The sequence below is a fragment of the Acinetobacter sp. YH12046 genome, assembly GCF_013419905.1.
GTDB lineage: Bacteria > Pseudomonadota > Gammaproteobacteria > Pseudomonadales > Moraxellaceae > Acinetobacter.
In genome coordinates, this window is record NZ_VOZF01000002.1 from 100508 (window position 1) to 117622 (window position 17115).

The window sequence follows — 17115 nt, forward strand, 5'->3', positions numbered from 1 at the left end:
GCTGATACCTTAGTTGTCACTGACGCATCTTCACCGAGATGTTCAGCAATTAACTTTAGATTTTCTGATAGAAATCGTGATTTATTTATTGTTCTAGATTTTGTGGGCTCGAAAGTCGCTAAAATTTCATCATATACCCAATTAAGAAAACTTAGATCTATCGCTTTATACTTATTCATAAGGTGCATCAATCTATTTAAAAGACTGTGAAGATTCTTTATAACATTTCATTTAATTAAATAAATATTATTTTTAAGAAATAAAAATGTATATACCTGTAAAAAAAACCCACTTATGATGGGCTTTCGTTTTATCTTTTAAACTTATCTATTCAGAAGCTTTAAGCTCATCAGACAATTTTTCTAAACTCTTTGCTCTTTCTTGTTCGCTAGAAAGATTATATAAATGGAAACACAGAAAGAATATAAATGCCAAAAATACTCCGCCTAAAATTACAACTCTTTTGTTTTTCAAAAGATTCAACTTAATTTAAGCATGAGCCTTAGTATGAACCCTTTTGTTTAATAAACCAACAAAAAAGCCCATCTTTCGATGAGCTTCTTCATAGTAACACTTCAAACGACGGGAGTGTCACAAGATGAACTTGCTGGACTGATCCGTATAGGCAGTTACCGCCAGAACCCTAATCTATCATACCTATTGATGTAAAAATAGCCTCTTCACAGAACTAGGTGCTACCCTCTTCTTTAATTATAGGTTAATGAAAATATCACTTAGCTATTCTAGTCAAAAAAAAACCACATCATTGGGGACGATGTGGGCAGAACTCTAAATTCAAAACGTGGAGATTTTTGAACATATGGTAAAATATAATGAAAATATTGTATGCAGTCAATCACACTTTGATATTAAGTCGATGATTAACAATCATATTGACCGATAAAATAGAAATAAGTCACTTATTCAAATTTCTAGTTAATCTCAGTCTCTTTGACCAGATCTATTACTTAGCTAAGCTATTCAAGCCAGATACCTAGTAAGAAATTAAGCCAAACTTTTCTTTAGGCAATAAAAAAGCCCACATTGCTGTGGGCTCTTCCCCTTTATCATTTTGCGCTGATTCAGGATTGTTGACGAAATGTACAACGGTCAAACAATAGCCAATTCATGACAAATATAAATATATATAGAAATTAAATATCTATCCATATATAAAAAGTCTAAATTGTGATCTTTGGAGTCAATAATTTCTAGTATGAACTTGATAAAGCTTTATTTTAGGTAACAAAAAAGCCCATCTTTCGATGAACTTCTGCAAAATAGCACCCAGCAATGAGTGTATTATCAGATCATCTGATCAATCTAATCCACATGACTGGTTGCCCGTATAAGTCTTCCTTATTACACTGATTAATCCAAAGACTTTTCAACACAATTATTTTTCTAAATTGTTGATTCCATCTCGGTGCATAATATTGATGACTATCATCCTGCTATTCACCTTGATCTCTAGTCCAAATCTTTAAGCTTTTAAACGAAATGAGTGATCTAAAAGTCAGCAAGACTTTCCTTCATCATGGAAAATAATAATACTGCGCAAACAGCAAACAAGAGCCCTATCAAAGCAAATAAAGGATCCTGATAAATAAGACCTAAAACCATGAGAGAAACAGCAAGGATGACAAGGAAAATAATGCCGCATATTTTAAAGAGATACATATCCAGAACCTAAAGCAAAAACTATACTTTCAAGAAGCAATATTTGTTCCTTTTTTAAATAATTTTTATATTTATTATCTATATAAATTGATCAACATTCTATCTATTAGTACGAAGCCAGAATATGAAATACAGATCTATTCAGTAACCATATTTCGAACAAAATTCAGAAATCCAGACATTAAAAAGCCACTCTAAAAAGTGGCTCAATGATCAAATGTTTTTATTGATATTCAATTATAGCGGTCACTATTTTCAAATAAGAATTTTAATAAATATTCTTTCTTTACCCGAAATAATCACGACATGCATTCCTCCATGAAAGGTCAAAATATTCCTGATCGACCTGCCGTCTTTCAATCAGCACAATATTTTTATTCACTACAATAAACCTCCGATGCTTCATTTCATTCGTAGATTTATCTCTGAAACTAACCTCACCACATTCTCCCTCTTGTTGATGAAATTGAACCAGGTCTGAATTCGGTAAAGCATTCCTTACCATCTCCCTAAATTTTTTTAAATCCTCATCCTGTAGGATCTTAGAGTCAGCTTCTTGCTGTGTATTTGGTTGACTACACCCCAGAAGTATTAAAGCTACAAGAGGCAAGATAATTAGTTTTTTCATAAGCTGTCCTCCTGAGAAAGAGGATCACATTATTTTTAAAGTATGGCTATTATTAAAATGAATAGTTTTGTAAACCATTCAACTTTATCAATAAATTTAATCAGGAAAATTTAGAACAGATGAAAAGGTATAATAGCTAAAAAGAGCTTGCTGTTTCTCTGAAAATATCAAAGTTCTGAATATTATATAACCCGAATCATGGATAAGAAATTCAGTTGAAAAAAAAGATGGCTAAGTTGATAAGTGAGTTACCACACAAACTATTTAACCAGCCATCCTATGTTCGAGTTTACAACTTTATTCTGTACGATTGACGATTTTTTTCAGAAAAATGAAGCCATCTATTGGCAATATTTAAAACAAGAAAATCCGAAGGTCAGGCAGAGATCAGGGGTTCTTTGTTTATCTGAAATCATTTTTATCGCGGTCTGGTATAAGAACTCTCAACTTCATCATTTCAAAGCCTTTTATGGCATGATACAGCGCTTTTATTATAAGCTTTTCAAGGCCCTCCCATCCTATCAGCGGATGGTTCATTTAATCAATCAACATCAACTCGCACTTCAAGCATTGCATATTTCTCTAACTTCTAGCGCTCAAACAGCTTGTGCCTGGGTTGATTCTACAACTTTACCCGTATGTAAGAATCAGCGTATCCAACGTCATAAATCTTTAAAAAAGATTGCCACACGAGCTAAAAGCTCAATGGGGTGGTTCTATGGATGTAAATTACATGTATTAGTAGATGCTCAGGGTCAATTTATTCAGACCCAACTGTCAAATGGCCATACTTCAGATATAAAAATTCTGCCGAAGCTAGCTCAAGGCTACATCGGTAAAATCTTTGGTGATCGTGGCTACATCAGTGAAACTTTAAAAGAAAAATTGGTAAAGCAGGATATTGAATTAATTACCTATCATCGCAAGAATATGCGACCAGTGAAGCTATCATCAGAAGATGAAATGATGCTAAGACAACGCAATAAAATAGAGACCATCTTTAGCTTACTGAAGCAACAATATAACTTGGTAAGCAGTCGCCATCGTTCCATTTCAGGTTATTTGGCTGGGATTTATGCATCCTTGTGTGCTTATCAAATCTGTCATCACAATAAGCCTCAATTTACAACGATGTAAAACTAGGCTTATCCATGATTGGGGTTTATATAAGACTTGTCAGAGATGACTCTACTGAAAGAATGGGAGACCTCACAACCTTTTCTTGCTAGTTGTGAGGCCCTTTAAAGGCATTATTCAACAGGGTTTGCTGCTTGACTGTCTACCTGTTCATTCTGAGGAGTAGGATTGTTTGAACCGTCCTTTTTGTATTTCATTTTCTTATAACAATAACCTGCAAGTACACCTGCACCAATTAACGTTAACAACTTCATCTTTCACCTCATGCTCATAAATGCAAGCCTATATAACTAACATCTATATTTGTAGCTTTCCAAAGCCATTTAGAGTGTTTTTTTAAATAAAAAGTTAAATTATGTATATCTGTATAGATTAGACCTCTTTCATAAATCATTTTTTGCTCAGTTCCAAGTTGTAGATTCCAGCGATTAAATTGAATCTCAAACCAAGCCTTTTACCTCTATTTCGATAACGCTCAGCAAGAATTTTGAAGGTTTTCAGGCTGCCAAATACATGCTCAATTCCGATTCTTCTTTTATTGATTTCTTGATTATAGATTTTCAATTCAGGATCCAATTTACAGTGTCTTTTGGCTTTTAATGGCAACAGGCTATTCGGATACAACACATAAATCCCCTGATAGCCTTTATCTGCAAGGATAAAAGCCCCAAAAGGAATCTGGTTTAAATTGCGTTTGAACAACTCGAAATCATGCACTGCACCGCGACTGGTACATAAACTCAGGATTTTTTGAGTTTGATAATGAATGATGGCCTGTACTTTAAAGGTATGGGTCTTTTTCTTGCCGCTATAGCTTTTCTTCTGTTTTTTTAGGCCTTTGGATTGGAATTTCCGTGGCATCCACGATTACAACATTCCAGTCGATGCCTTCGCCCTCGGGTAAATCTTTGGGTAAATTAAACAGATTGGACCGAATCAGGCAGTCTTCAACATGACGGACAATTCTTGAGGCTGTGGGCTCTGAAACCCCGTAACTCGTCGCAACGTGAAATAAGGTTCGGTATTCCCGCCAATAGCTCAGACAGAGCAGAACCTGATCCTCCAGGCTTAACTTGGGCGGTCTGCCTTTGGCAGAGACATGCTTCTGCAATTGCTCAACCATCAAATAGAAAGTTGACCATGAGATGCCTGTGTATCGCTTGAACTGAGGATCAGAAAGCTTGTTTGAATCGATGTATTTCATCCGCAGATTATGCACGAATGCTAAGAAATCCGGAGTGCAAATATTAACCAAAAAGAAGATCGTTTTTTGATTTATGAAAGATATCTAGTGAAAATATAAAACCAAGAATCAGGAGATACATAATGAACGAAGCATACATCTACTGCGATAGAAAAATTATCAAGTGTTCTATTTGTGAAGCACAGGATGACTATAGCTTTAATGATACTCAGCAATTTTCTATTATTGCTGCTGCAGAAGGCAAGCAAACTCATGGGCGCTACTCTATTGAAAGTATCAAGTGCAAGAACTGCAATAAAGTGGCAAAAAACAGTCAGGATCCCTATTTTTATTATTAAGTTGAATTAAAAGTAAAAACCTACTTTGAAATAGAGTATCTAATAAAGAATGATAATCAAACAAATATGATCATTATTATTGGTCTAAAGGGCCTTCAAAGAATTTCAGATCATAAGTTAAAACTAACTTTAGCGGTATATCAAGGAGATACTCAATGCCTGACTTTATAAGAGCTGTAGGCTTGGGCCTACTTTACCTCCCGCTGATGACCATCAATATCTTTAACACTATATATGCTGATACCTCGCCTATAACCCCTGAATCTCCCAAAGCTATCACATATTCCAATATAGATCGTGGTTTAAATGAAAGCCTTTATCCTGATGAAGAAATCACAGCTAAAAAGATCGCAGACATTATTGAGAAATCTATTCGGAAAGAGTATTCGACCGGTATCGCGCTACGTGATGCACACCCTAAGGCACACGGTTGTGTACGCGCAGAGTTCAAGATAGCTGAAGCACTTCCCAAAGAGTTGGCACAAGGTATTTTTCTTCCCGGAAAAACCTATCAAGCCTGGATACTTTTTTCTAATGGATCTAGTAATGCTCAACAAGCAGATATTAAAAAAGATGCCCGTGGCATGGCAATAAAGCTTTTGGCAGTACCGGGAGAAAGACTTTTAAATCATGATGAAATGTCTACTCAAGATTTCATCATGATTAATCATCCGGTTTTTTTTGTGAATGATCCAGCTCGTTATATGGCATTTATGCAGGATATAAATAGTGAAAGCTTTCTCAAAAAATTGCATACCCCTTTTGCATTAGGGGCTAAAGGAACCTGGATTGCCTTAAATACGAGAAATACAATATCTAATCCTCTGCAAACCCGATATTGGTCCATGGTGCCCTATCAATTAGGAACAGGCAGTGGTCGTCAAGCTGTAAAGTATTCAGCCCAAGCATGTTCAAGAGGAACAGATCCTATACCCTATAATCCCCACAATAATTTTCTAAGAGAAAATCTACGGAATCAATTGCAAAAAAGTAAGGCATGCATGGAGTTTTTAGTACAACCCCGAACATCAAACAGCATGTCGGTCGAAGATTCGATGACCGAATGCCCAGAAAACCAGGCACCTTTTTACAAGCTAGCGACTATTCATATTCTTCAACAGGTTTTTGATACACCTGAACAAAACGAATTTTGTGAAAACCTCTCCTTTACGCCATGGCATACAGTACCGGAACACAAACCTCTGGGAGGAGTAAACCGGATGCGAAAGGTGATTTATGAGCGTATCAGTCAGCTTAGACATGAGATGAATGCTACTAAAAGATTAGAACCACACTGAGAACTAAATATATATGAATTATTAATTAAATTATAACTTAAACTAAAATTAGAGCGATTATTGTATCATTTATTTAATTTAGCTTAATAATTTTAGTTTACAAAGTTTGTTAATAGTTAATTTAGAAACATGGCTAAGACTGCTACATTATAAATGAAATTATAAAAATTGAAATGGTATCTGTGATGAAAACAAAAAGTCCTCTCCTGAAAATTATAGTGGGCTGTGCGGGCTTAGGCTCTGCTTATTTGCTCGCCTCTCCTGCTATTTCCCGGAAATGCAAGAATCAGGATTCCCAGAAATGCAATCATCATAATTGTGATATTGCTGCAAAGACCCCCGGAACTCTACTCGCTATCGAAGAACAAAGTACTGATTTATTTCCCCATGCCGCCCAACGATTTTTAATTACCTATCGCAGCCGTGGTATACATTCAGAACCCATTGTTGTCTCCGGATTTGTTTTATTGCCACAAGGCAAACCACCTAGAGGTGGCTGGCCCGTTTTAGCCTGGGCACATGGCACCACCGGAGTGGCAGATACCTGTGCCCCTTCTGGTGATTATGTCGGTGGACCCGTGCATGCCTATCAAGAGCTGGCTTCCAAACCACTTGATGCCTGGCTTGCCCAAGGCTATGCAGTAGTTGCCACCGATTATCAGGGCTTAGGTACACCCGGCAAACACCCCTACATGAATGCACAGAGCCAACTGCATACTGTGGTTGACTCTGTAAGAGCACTTCATTTTTTAAAGCCTTATCATTTTAACAGGAAATGGTATGTCATGGGTCACAGTCAGGGAGGCGCTGCTGCCCTAATGGTAGCTGCACATGGGCAAAAAGATGCACCTGAGTTAAAGTTACGTGGAGCACTGGTCGTCGCCCCAGGAGGATATCAATATGAGGGAATTGCTCAATACGCAGCCTCGCATCCTCAAATCGAAAAAAGTGTGGTTGCATTTCTTCCTATCGTTCTTTTAGGTGCTGAAGCCGCGGATCCTAGCCTCAATATTATGAATTTATTGAGTCCTGAAATGGCCCAGATTGTCAATTATGCGCGTAATCATGGCTTATCGGAATTACAAGCTGATGTGAAAGAAGCACCTCAAACAGTTTTCAAAACTGATGCAGATCTTAATCCCTTAATAGAATATTCAAAAAAACAATCCATCGAAAATATGATACCTACTGTCCCTGTAATGATAGTTCAGGGTAATAAAGACCAGATTGTAGATTATCAAGGTACTCATGCCTATTATCAGCTAATGTGTACCAAACAAAAGCCGATTGCATTTAAAACTGTTGAAGGTGCAGATCATCATGGCTCTTTAAGACAAAGTCAATTTATGGTCGAAGACTTTATCAACTCAGTTGAACAAGGAAAATTTATGAGTACTTGTGAGACAAATTAATGTTCATATTTTTGTCGATTAGATATTTATGATCATGGTAAGTCTATGAAATATGCAGTCTGTTACTAGACTGCATAGCATTAAAAGTTTAGCTCTTATGACCTTAGTATGTCCTTAACACGCTTATCGCAGTTAAGCAGTAACGAATATCGAAACGTAATATTTCATTTATTTGAGATTAATCCGGGCCTGCTACAGGCCAACTAACTTTAATTAATCCAAATTTTATTCCTTCGCAAACGTGTAGCTAAAGCAAGTATTAGAGCTTTTGCTGAAACTCATAATTTTGATTTTTGAGTTCCCCATTTTGATTCCTTAATTCTTTAGCAAACAACAATGAGAATGAAAGAGGTTCTTTATGTGCTCGAACTATGAATTCCCTTCAAAAAAACGTCTTTCCTTACTAGATATTCATGAAGAACAACTGGAACTCGGAATAAAAATACATGTTTATCCATTAGCACCCGCCCCAATCATTATGCGTGGTGCGGACAAGTTTGAGCTGGATATTGCACGTTTCGGACTAGTTCCATCTTGGGCAAAAGAGTTGAAATATGGCAGACATACCTACAATGCCCGGAGTGAAACAGTGGCATCCAAACCAAGTTTTCGACATGCCTGGAAAAATAACCAGTTTACTTTAGTCCCAGTCGATACATTCTTTGAGCCTAAATATATAGACGATAAACCACACTGGTTTGGTATTTCACGTGAAGATGGTCATCCTTTCACGGTTGCAGCAATTTATGAGGATGCATTGATTGAAGGTGAGAAAATCAGATCCTTTTCGATGCTTACCATAAATTCGGATCAGCACCCATTTATGAAACGGTTTCACAAGCCGAATGATGAAAAACGTTCGATTATTGTGATTCCTGAAGAATTACGACACGACTGGCTCAACTGCGACCATGAACAAGCTCATAATTTTTTCTTTGAAATGAAAGATGAATTTATAGCAAGGCCTAAAGAGCAAGGTTTGTGGACCAACTGAAAAGCCCTAAACCAAGCTAGGGCTTTATTCATATAAAATACTTATTTCTGCTCCCTCAGCGGATGCTCTGGCTCGGCATTAGGCTTTTTCTTAGGCTTTACGCCCTTATAGGTTGCTTGATTGCCTTTATCATCATTAGATTCTTTTTGCGGATTATCTTCTTGCTCTGTTTGGTGTTCTGCATGAGTTGTCATATATATTCCCTTTCCTCTAGATGCTTAGAAAATTATTAGGACATATAAGGTTAAACATCAATAATATTTATGTTTTCCATACATTTTAATAAACATACATTCTTCTAATCAGAGCTTATATAGACTTCTGGTTCGAATCTAAATCTATTTGGCTGTGCAACCTGCTTTCAGGAAACACAGCTCATCGATCTTAAAATTTGGTTTCTTATTACTTAAAAGAAAGTATCTGCAGAAACATTAAAACGTTCAGACAAAGCTTTAATATGACGGATATTGAGCTGACGTTTACCATTCAGGATTTCAGAAATGACCGACTGGGTAGCTATGTCAGATAGATCTGATTGGCTGAGACCATGCTGTTCCATCAGGAAAGCCAGTGCAGTACGACCATCGCCTTCTGGCATCGGCAAATGCTCATGTTCATAAGCTGAGACTAAATCACCCAGTTGAAGAATCAGCCCCATTAAGGGATGCGACTCATCATCACCTACAATATCCAGAAGTTCATCTAAAGCTTCAGTGAGCGTATTAAAGTCTTCTTCAGTTTCTGGCTTGCTGAGCAAAGGTGCAACATAACGCCAGTGATCAACGGCCTGTTTAATCATTGCATTCATATTAAGCCTCCTTCCAATGACCTTTGTCATATTCCTGATGGGATAAGACATGGCGAATATAGACACGTTTTGCTTGATACATCACAACTGCGATCAACCTGATCTTGTTGCCACCAATATCAAAGACATGAAATTTCCCGACTTTATCGACTGCGGGAAATAATCGCTTCATGTCGGCAAAATCCTTAGGATCATTGGCCTTGATAATTCGATACCAACCATCCAATGCAGTTTCAGCGTGTGGCCACTTTTGCATTGCTTCCAGAATCCGAGCGTGAGTGATCACATGCATAATTATTTATCGCATTTTGCTATATTCAGAGTATAACCTAAATATCGCATATTGCAATAACGCTTAAAGGATGAATTTAGTTGAGATGAGTATTGTTATGGTCAAATCACAAGTTAAAATTAAATAAACCCTTATTTTTAGTAATTTTATTAATTAACTATCAATAACTTATAAAAATATCGCTTTGATATATTAGTTCTATTTTCAAATATCAAATATCAATAATAAAAAATGAAAACCCCGTCGATCTATATCAAACGGGGGTTCAACATCCATCTATACCGCGAAGGTCTAGAGAGTTAATTTAAATCTTTCAAGCAATCACGACACTTTTTGACTTCAAAATCATCGACTGTGTAATCAATTTCAGTCGCACCATGAAGACCAAATAAACAACATATAAATTGGAACATGTGTTTCTCCTGACTGTGAACAGCTCGATCATGGATCGAGCTTAGTTGCTTTAAAGATAATGGCTTACAGCTCCACGATTTATTTACCTTGAAACGATTGAATCACTCACCTGTACTGCGATCGCACAGGCAAGCTATAGCCTCTAAATTTGTACACTCTCTTCATGTTTTGGCGCTTGGTCTTTGGTACCCTGATCCTTGCTCATCATCCGGCACATTTTTTCTTTGCAAGATTTAAAGCAACATCCCACCATGACACCCATACCAAATGCACAGATACATCTCATCATAGCTCTACCCTGTCTTTTCATGAAAAGAGATATATAAATAACATCTATTCATGTTTCACACTTGAACGTATTTTCAGGTTTTATGTTGTATATGAAAACTTATGTGAAGGATAAATATCGGAGAATCATCTGTTTTAGACATATTTATGATCTAAAAAATGGGCCCTGTTTAACTGTCTAGATTAAACAAGGCTTTTTAACTTGCTGATTTTAAATTATTTTATCTGAGTTGTTATAGTGGTGATAAAGTACCACTTGTCATGCATCTAATATGTATATGAAATATAGAGGCTATTTTACCAAATGTTGAATATAGGTTATGTTTTATATTTTATTGGCTATTTTTCATCAACTTAGATGCAATTAAATACAAAAAACTTTGATTCATTCAGTTTTCATTCAATCAAGTGAGTCATAAAAGCAGAGATGCAACTTATACATATTGGTAGATATTTTATTTATTTTATCAAAGTCCTTTTAATTTTCTATTTTCTCAGCTGTCAATGAGTTTAAAGGCAGGTGCTCTTTCACTCATTTCTCTTTATAATTTTTCCAACGACTGATAACAATATATTGTTGCCATGAAAATATCATTATTCATAATTGCCCTATTGGCATTGGCCATCACAGGCTGCCAAAAACAACAGGCAGATGTATCAGCTGAACCTGATCCGGCAGTGAAAGCTCAGTTTGAACAATCCGATGCCCGATTGAGTGCTTATTTAGATAAATTAGATTCTTCTACTATTAGCCTTGAGGAAAGAACACATATTTTATGTGAGGATTATCCTAAAGAATATAAAACTTATTATATGCCGGCCCTAATAAAACTAATGCCACAAGAATATGAGGAGCAGGAATTACTGAAAGATCTGAAAAATGCGCTCGACTTTTATAAAGTAAAATCCAATATTCAATGCTGATTTATTCTGAACAATAAAAAAACCGCCTTAAAGAAGGCGGTTTTTTGTAGAGATTACACAGCTTAGATATGAACGCTGCAGCTTTGACTAATCTTATTGATTACGCAAATTTTGCTGCTGGTTATCTTGTTGTGGCTGTTGCTGTTGTTGCTGATTGCGTTGCTGGTCCTGTTGGCCCTGCGGCTGTTGTTGCTGCTGGTTCGGCTGTTGCTGATTTTGATTCTGGTTTTGCTGACGTTGTTGGTCTTGCTGTTGTTGTTGGTTCTGTTGGTCTTGCTGATTTTGCTGTTGATTATTAGCCATGGTGTAACTCCTTACTATTTGCTTTAAATCGCCGATGATTAGGATTCGACTTAATATTTACTCTACCTATTTTTAAAAATTCGCCAAGTTATTACCTGTTACATATTAATTCAATGTAAAAAAAGGTAAGTTAAGTAATTGAAGTCTGGATTTATAAGAAACATAAATTACTTTTAATAATAGAATGAACACATATTGAAAGCTTTCTATCTTTTATAAATTTTATTTTTCAATTAAAGTCATAACTTAATCAAAAAATTGTATATAAACTTAAATTTAAAATAAAATTTAGAAATACATTTTGCTACTTATATAAAATATGATTATATTTATAAGATATTGAATTTTATTAATTATTTAAAATTATAATTTCTTATACATGTTTAACCTAATTTTCTAAAAATTAGATCATTAAATATAAAAACGAAAAAAACCATTTTTAAATAGCAGAATATATTACATAGAATCACAAATAAGGCCTTTTCAGTTGCCAATTTACCTTGACTTTATATTTTTAAAATTATTATTAGATTTTTTTATTAAATCTAATCAAATTTTATTTTAACGATCTTTATCCAATAAATAAGCCTCTTATTTTAAGAGGCTTATTTTTAATAAGTTATTTTTAGATTGCGACCACTTTTACAATAATGGTTTGGCTTTCTTCTTGCTCTTCGGCCAGATATAAACGCTTTAATTCTTTGCTTTTGACTTTAAACTTTAAATTCTGGTAATGAATGATGCTTGGGATCTGATCAAAATATTGACCATCTGCCTCAATTTCTTCCTGAAATAAAGGAGTACCCAGTTGATAATCTAGACTTTTTAATACGGAATACTTTACTGTGGTTTTCATTCTTACAACCTACTTTCCTTACGCACTTTATTTTTATTTTTACCACTGATCAGAGCAAGTTAAAACCATTAATTTCAAATATTGTCCAAGCATTAAGCAATCAGTTTAACAACTGCCAAACTTACGTTTGGAATACTAAAATTACAAAAATATTTTACCTTTCATCATAATAAAGAAATAATCTCACAGTTGATACAAAAGCAAAATGGGACTACATTGGAATAAGGATTACCTTCTAAGACAAAATAGACATTATGATTAAAACATGTTGTGGCCTGCTGGAACAAAGAAACATCAAGATTGCTTTTATTGAAAGTGCAAGTTCTGGCTATTTAACCAGTCAGTTTTCAATTTGCAAAAATGAAGGTGCTGAAATCTTGCTGGGTGGTCTAGTGTGCTACGATCCGTCTGTGAAGATTAATGTCTTGGGAATTTCTCCGAATCTGATTAGTACCCATTCAGCTGAATCCATGCCTGTAACGGTTGCTCTGGCTGAGGCAGGCAAAAAAATGTTTCAGGAAGCTGACTGGATTATTGCTTGTACAGGCTTGCTTAAACCAGGCGGTAGCGCGACCCCAGATAAGCCGGAAGGTACTTTCTTTGCCGCTGTTTATGATGGTCTTCAGACTCACCAGTTCCAGTATTATATTAAAGGTACTCCACAGGAACGTCTCAATAAACTGGCAGCCGTCATCGCACATGACATGATTAATCTACTCAACACCTAAAGCTAAAACTGTTTATATTGAGTGCTGATCAAACTTCATTATTTCTACTGTATTTATAGTTAAATTATTTCTATAAAAGTACGTTTTTTTAATGAGGCCTGATCAGTGATGAAAATAAGAATTGCAGCCCTTTTGCTCGCCCTTGGTATTCCTGTATCCGCTTTCGCCACTGTTGGTGGCCCACAGAATATTGAAGTTTTGGGTTATGAAGTCAAAGACCAGAAACTTTATCTGTTGCGGCATTATCTCGATGGTCGCGGACGCCTACCTCAACTGTATTATTATAATTTTAAATCCAAAACTCCGAATCAGTTAATTCAGGTGAACTCCCTGTATATCAATCCAAAAACCAAGCAGATTGACTACGATCAGGACAGCCGTAAGTTTAACCAGGAAATTGCCAAAATTAAAAAGCGACTAATTCCGCTGGTACCACTGAGAAAGCAAGCCATCCAGCTTAAGCTATTAAAGACCAGCAAAGGTACCGCCCCTGCATGGCATGACCCTAAACAGAAAGTCCCAAAATGGACTTATCAATATCGAGTGCAATCTGGCCAGTATAAAAGTCCTGTTCAACAAGCAGTCAGCTATAAAGCAGATTTAAGATTAAACCAGACTTATAAAGTACCGAAACAGAATAAAATACTGGTGACGGTAAAATACTTAGGCCTCCCATTCGAAACCGGTTATCATATTGAAGATCCAGCATTATTAAGTCGTTAAACCAACGTCAATAAATAATCAGAAAAAAAATAAGGTCTCGTGGAGACCTTATTTTTTATATTTAGAATATCTCTGGCTTACGCAGCAGAAGTGCGTTCAGCAATTGGAACCACTTTACGCAATTCTGGACCGGTATAATCCGCGCTCGGACGGATAATCCGGTTATCTGCACGTTGTTCCATCACATGCGCCGCCCAACCTGTGACGCGTGACATCACAAAGATTGGCGTAAACAGTTTGGTTGGAATACCCATAAAGTGATAAGCAGAAGCATGGAAAAAGTCTGCGTTACAGAACAGTTTTTTCTCGCGCCACATCACTTCTTCACAACGTACTGATACTGGATAGAGCACAGTATCACCCACATCTTTTGCCAGTTTTTCAGACCACTGCTTGATAATGCCATTACGCGGATCATTGTCTTTATAGATCGCATGACCAAAGCCCATGATTTTTTCTTTACGCTCCAGCATGCCCAGCATTTTGCGCTCGGCTTCTTCTGGAGATTTCCAGTTTTCAATCATGTCCATTGCCGCTTCGTTGGCACCGCCGTGTAATGGACCCCGTAGTGAACCAATTGCGCCGGTAATACATGAATGCAGGTCAGACAAAGTTGATGCACAAACACGCGCTGTGAAGGTTGAAGCATTAAATTCATGCTCTGCATACAGAATCAGGGATACATTCATCACCTGTTCATGCAGCTGATTTGGCTTCTTGCCATGTAGCAAATGAAGGAACTGAGCACCGATTGAATCATCATCGGTATTTTCATCAATGCGTACGCCGTCATGGCTATAGCGATACCAATAGCAGATAATTGCTGGTAGCGTCGCCAGAATACGGTCTGCAACATCCTGTTGCTGATCAAAAGACTGTTCAGTTTCAAGGTTGCCCAGCATCGATACGCCAGTACGCATCACATCCATTGGATGTGAGTCCGCTGGAATGCGCTCAAGTACTTCTTTCAATGCTTGTGGCAGTACACGCAAAGATTTCAGTTTTGCTTTATAGGCTGCCAACTGTTCTGAAGTTGGTAATTCACCAAAGAAAATCAGGTAAGCGACTTCTTCAAACTGACAGTTTTCTGCCAGATCCTGTACGTCATAGCCGCGATAGGTCAGGCCTGCACCACTTTTGCCTACTGTTGAAAGTGCAGTTTTGCCTGCGACTTGTCCGCGCAATCCTGCGCCAGTGAGTACTTTTCCTTCAGCCATTGTTTTAATTCTCCTGCTTGAACAGTTTATCTAATGTGTTTTCGAAGCTGTGATAATCTAAAAATTCGTATAATTCTTTACGCGGTTGCATTTTATCCAGAACATGCACCTGTGTACCATTTTCACGCACTGAGCGCATCACTTCCAGTGCCGCTTTTTGCATCGCACGGGTGGCTGATAGCGGGTAAAGTACCATGCGAATACCCTGCTCAGCCAGTTCTTCAGTGGTGTAATATGGGGTATCACCAAATTCGGTAATATTGGCCAATACTGGGACACCAACTGCATCACATACGGTGCGATACATCGTAATATCCGTCATTGCCTCAGCAAAAATGGCATCTGCACCTGCTTCGACACAGGCACAAGCACGGTCAATCACTGCCTGCAGACCTTCTTTCTGTAATGCATCGGTACGTGCCATCACCACAAAGTTTGAATCGGTTTTGGCATCGACAGCTGCCTTAATCCGGTCAACCATTTCCTGTTGGGTCACAATTTCCTTATTCGGACGATGACCACAACGCTTTTGTGCAACTTGGTCTTCGATATGCACAGCTGCAGCGCCAGCAGCAATCATCTGCTTGATGCTACGTGCGATATTAAATGCACCGCCCCAGCCTGTATCGATATCAACCAGCAAGGGTGTATCCACACGTTCAGTAATGCGACGCACATCTTCCAGAACATTATCTAGGCTGGTCATGCCTAGATCAGGTAGACCATAAGAATAGTTGGCAACACCGGCACCAGAGAGATAAATGGCTTTATAGCCGACCTGTTTGGCCATCATGGCAGCATAGGCATTCACTGTGCCCATAATTTGTAATGGTTTTTCGACTTCAAGCGCTTGTCTAAACTTTAAACCTGCAGACATTTGTTCTGTCATCTTCCCTTCCACAGTCTTGGCTATAATTATTGAGATTTGAGTATACCGATTTGAAACCATGATGCTATAAGCCAATAGAATAAAAACTCTAAAACTTTAGTCAAACTTTTAAGTTTTACTTGATTCACTGAATAAATTCCGCCTTCATCCGGTCCGATTGTGAAATCTGCGGATATATTTGTTATGATGAACTACCAAGTTTATATAACCTGTTGATATACCATCCTCTATGCAAAACCTTGTTCATCTGGAACCACTCGCCAAAGATCTGCCACAAACCAAACGTGGTCATGAGCGCTGCGTTGCGCTGCTGATCTCTGCGACCGAACTGTTTCTGGAACATGGTTATGATGCAGTTTCTCTTGATGATATTGTCCAGCATGCAGGCGGTTCCAAGGCTTCTATTTACAAGTACTTTGGCAACAAAGAAGGCTTGTTTAAGGCCATTTGCGATTATCGTCGTATCAAGTTTTTTGAAGATATCAGTATTCCGATCGAGCTGATGGCTCTGGATTTTCGTAGTTATCTGGTACATACGCTGCTTAATTTTTATCATCAGATCATGCAACCGGAAAATTCAGCCTTTATGCGTCTGGTGCTGGAACAGAGTCAGCGTAATCCGGAACTCGCGCAGCATATTCATGAACGAGGCCCAGTACATGTACAAAGTGCGATTGCCACGGCTTTAGAACAAGCAGATGCGCAAGGTTTATTGCATTGCGAGAATCCGCAATATTCGGCCCAGTTATATTTTGGCATCTTGCGTAATCTGGAATGGCGGATTCTGATGGGAATTCCGGTACAGGAAGATGATCAGGAAATCGACAAATACATCAGTTATTGTGTGGATCGATTTTTAGACGGTCATCAAAAAGTCTAGTTTTTTTTGCATTTTTCATTGCTTATAGTATATTAGCCGATTCCGTATTTTTTCTTAAACTAACCAACAACTGATTGTTGATCGAGTTTTTCGGCAATTATT

The 17115-nt window shown here is 37.3% G+C and carries 21 protein-coding genes; 9 read left to right on the plus strand and 12 right to left on the minus strand.

Annotated features, from left to right (window positions below):
* Window positions 1–1966: 1966 nt before the first annotated feature.
* On the minus strand, window positions 1967–2308 hold the full coding sequence (locus FTU03_RS02225) for a hypothetical protein (protein WP_034170370.1): 342 nt from the start codon (window positions 2306–2308) through the stop codon (window positions 1967–1969).
* 279 nt (window positions 2309–2587) lie between these two features.
* Between FTU03_RS02225 and FTU03_RS02230 the strand changes: the two genes are divergently transcribed.
* A complete protein-coding gene (locus FTU03_RS02230) occupies window positions 2588–3445 on the plus strand; it encodes an IS982 family transposase (protein WP_179992473.1) in 858 nt (285 codons plus the stop codon).
* A gap of 113 nt (window positions 3446–3558) precedes the next feature.
* On the opposite strand, the gene FTU03_RS02235 is transcribed toward FTU03_RS02230, so the two are convergent.
* The 3 genes from FTU03_RS02235 to FTU03_RS02245 form a co-directional block, all read right to left on the minus strand.
* On the minus strand, window positions 3559–3699 hold the full coding sequence (locus tag FTU03_RS02235) for a hypothetical protein (protein ID WP_179992472.1): 141 nt from the start codon (window positions 3697–3699) through the stop codon (window positions 3559–3561).
* 136 nt (window positions 3700–3835) lie between these two features.
* Entirely contained in the window at window positions 3836–4306 is a 471-nt protein-coding gene (locus FTU03_RS02240) for a transposase family protein (protein ID WP_179992471.1), read from the minus strand.
* Window positions 4254–4649, minus strand: coding sequence for a transposase family protein (locus tag FTU03_RS02245; protein WP_008306679.1), 396 nt, complete (start codon window positions 4647–4649; stop codon window positions 4254–4256). Before FTU03_RS02245 ends, FTU03_RS02240 begins: the two co-directional genes overlap by 53 nt.
* Window positions 4650–4771: 122 nt before the next feature.
* Between FTU03_RS02245 and FTU03_RS02250 the strand changes: the two genes are divergently transcribed.
* From FTU03_RS02250 to FTU03_RS02265, 4 genes are all read left to right on the plus strand, one after another.
* The gene (locus FTU03_RS02250; RefSeq protein WP_064096117.1) at window positions 4772–4987 is read left to right on the plus strand and encodes a hypothetical protein; all 216 of its coding nucleotides are present in this window, start codon (window positions 4772–4774) and stop codon (window positions 4985–4987) included.
* Window positions 4988–5142: 155 nt separating this feature from the next.
* Window positions 5143–6285: a catalase family protein gene (locus FTU03_RS02255; RefSeq protein WP_179992349.1), complete on the plus strand. Its 1143-nt coding sequence runs from the start codon at window positions 5143–5145 to the stop codon at window positions 6283–6285.
* Window positions 6286–6467: 182 nt separating this feature from the next.
* Window positions 6468–7697, plus strand: a complete 1230-nt coding sequence (locus FTU03_RS02260; protein ID WP_373684485.1) for an alpha/beta hydrolase family protein — start codon at window positions 6468–6470, stop codon at window positions 7695–7697.
* Between the two features lie 358 nt (window positions 7698–8055).
* Window positions 8056–8691, plus strand: coding sequence for an SOS response-associated peptidase (locus FTU03_RS02265; RefSeq protein ID WP_179992347.1), 636 nt, complete (start codon window positions 8056–8058; stop codon window positions 8689–8691).
* Between the two features lie 41 nt (window positions 8692–8732).
* On the opposite strand, the gene FTU03_RS02270 is transcribed toward FTU03_RS02265, so the two are convergent.
* The 4 genes from FTU03_RS02270 to FTU03_RS02285 all read right to left on the minus strand — a co-directional run bounded on the left by FTU03_RS02270 (window position 8733) and on the right by FTU03_RS02285 (window position 10494).
* Window positions 8733–8885 carry a hypothetical protein gene (locus tag FTU03_RS02270; protein WP_179992346.1) on the minus strand — a complete coding sequence of 51 codons (153 nt, stop codon included), beginning with the start codon at window positions 8883–8885 and terminating at the stop codon, window positions 8733–8735.
* A 212-nt stretch (window positions 8886–9097) separates the two neighbouring features.
* Window positions 9098–9499: a type II toxin-antitoxin system HigA family antitoxin gene (locus tag FTU03_RS02275; protein WP_004785978.1), complete on the minus strand. Its 402-nt coding sequence runs from the start codon at window positions 9497–9499 to the stop codon at window positions 9098–9100.
* Window position 9500: 1 nt separating this feature from the next.
* A complete protein-coding gene (locus FTU03_RS02280) occupies window positions 9501–9791 on the minus strand; it encodes a type II toxin-antitoxin system HigB family toxin (protein ID WP_034706646.1) in 291 nt (96 codons plus the stop codon).
* A 556-nt stretch (window positions 9792–10347) separates the two neighbouring features.
* Entirely contained in the window at window positions 10348–10494 is a 147-nt protein-coding gene (locus FTU03_RS02285; RefSeq protein ID WP_179992345.1) for a hypothetical protein, read from the minus strand.
* 581 nt (window positions 10495–11075) lie between these two features.
* On the opposite strand from FTU03_RS02285, the gene FTU03_RS02290 reads away from it, so the two are divergent.
* Entirely contained in the window at window positions 11076–11417 is a 342-nt protein-coding gene (locus FTU03_RS02290) for a hypothetical protein (protein ID WP_179992344.1), read from the plus strand.
* Window positions 11418–11510: 93 nt separating this feature from the next.
* Here the strand turns inward: FTU03_RS02290 and FTU03_RS02295 are convergent, their stop codons facing one another.
* Window positions 11511–11720, minus strand: coding sequence for a hypothetical protein (locus FTU03_RS02295; RefSeq protein WP_179992343.1), 210 nt, complete (start codon window positions 11718–11720; stop codon window positions 11511–11513).
* A gap of 625 nt (window positions 11721–12345) precedes the next feature.
* The gene (locus FTU03_RS02300; RefSeq protein ID WP_034702487.1) at window positions 12346–12576 is read right to left on the minus strand and encodes a hypothetical protein; all 231 of its coding nucleotides are present in this window, start codon (window positions 12574–12576) and stop codon (window positions 12346–12348) included.
* Window positions 12577–12830: 254 nt separating this feature from the next.
* Between FTU03_RS02300 and FTU03_RS02305 the strand changes: the two genes are divergently transcribed.
* Together FTU03_RS02305 and FTU03_RS02310 are read left to right on the plus strand one after the other, a co-directional pair.
* The gene (locus FTU03_RS02305) at window positions 12831–13304 is read left to right on the plus strand and encodes a CinA family protein (RefSeq protein WP_034702490.1); all 474 of its coding nucleotides are present in this window, start codon (window positions 12831–12833) and stop codon (window positions 13302–13304) included.
* 108 nt (window positions 13305–13412) lie between these two features.
* Window positions 13413–14027 (plus strand): hypothetical protein, encoded by a 615-nt coding sequence (locus FTU03_RS02310; protein WP_034702494.1) that lies wholly within the window; start codon window positions 13413–13415, stop codon window positions 14025–14027.
* A 77-nt stretch (window positions 14028–14104) separates the two neighbouring features.
* Here FTU03_RS02310 and prpC read toward each other — a convergent pair whose 3' ends face one another.
* Together prpC and prpB are read right to left on the minus strand one after the other, a co-directional pair.
* Complete coding sequence (gene prpC, locus FTU03_RS02315) at window positions 14105–15244, minus strand: 2-methylcitrate synthase (protein WP_034702497.1); 1140 nt, start codon at window positions 15242–15244, stop codon at window positions 14105–14107.
* Window positions 15245–15248: 4 nt separating this feature from the next.
* A complete protein-coding gene (gene prpB, locus FTU03_RS02320) occupies window positions 15249–16133 on the minus strand; it encodes a methylisocitrate lyase (protein WP_004785998.1) in 885 nt (294 codons plus the stop codon).
* 229 nt (window positions 16134–16362) lie between these two features.
* Here prpB and FTU03_RS02325 point away from each other — a divergent pair, with 229 nt between their 5' ends.
* Window positions 16363–17013 (plus strand): TetR/AcrR family transcriptional regulator, encoded by a 651-nt coding sequence (locus tag FTU03_RS02325; RefSeq protein ID WP_179992342.1) that lies wholly within the window; start codon window positions 16363–16365, stop codon window positions 17011–17013.
* Window positions 17014–17115 lie beyond the last annotated feature (102 nt).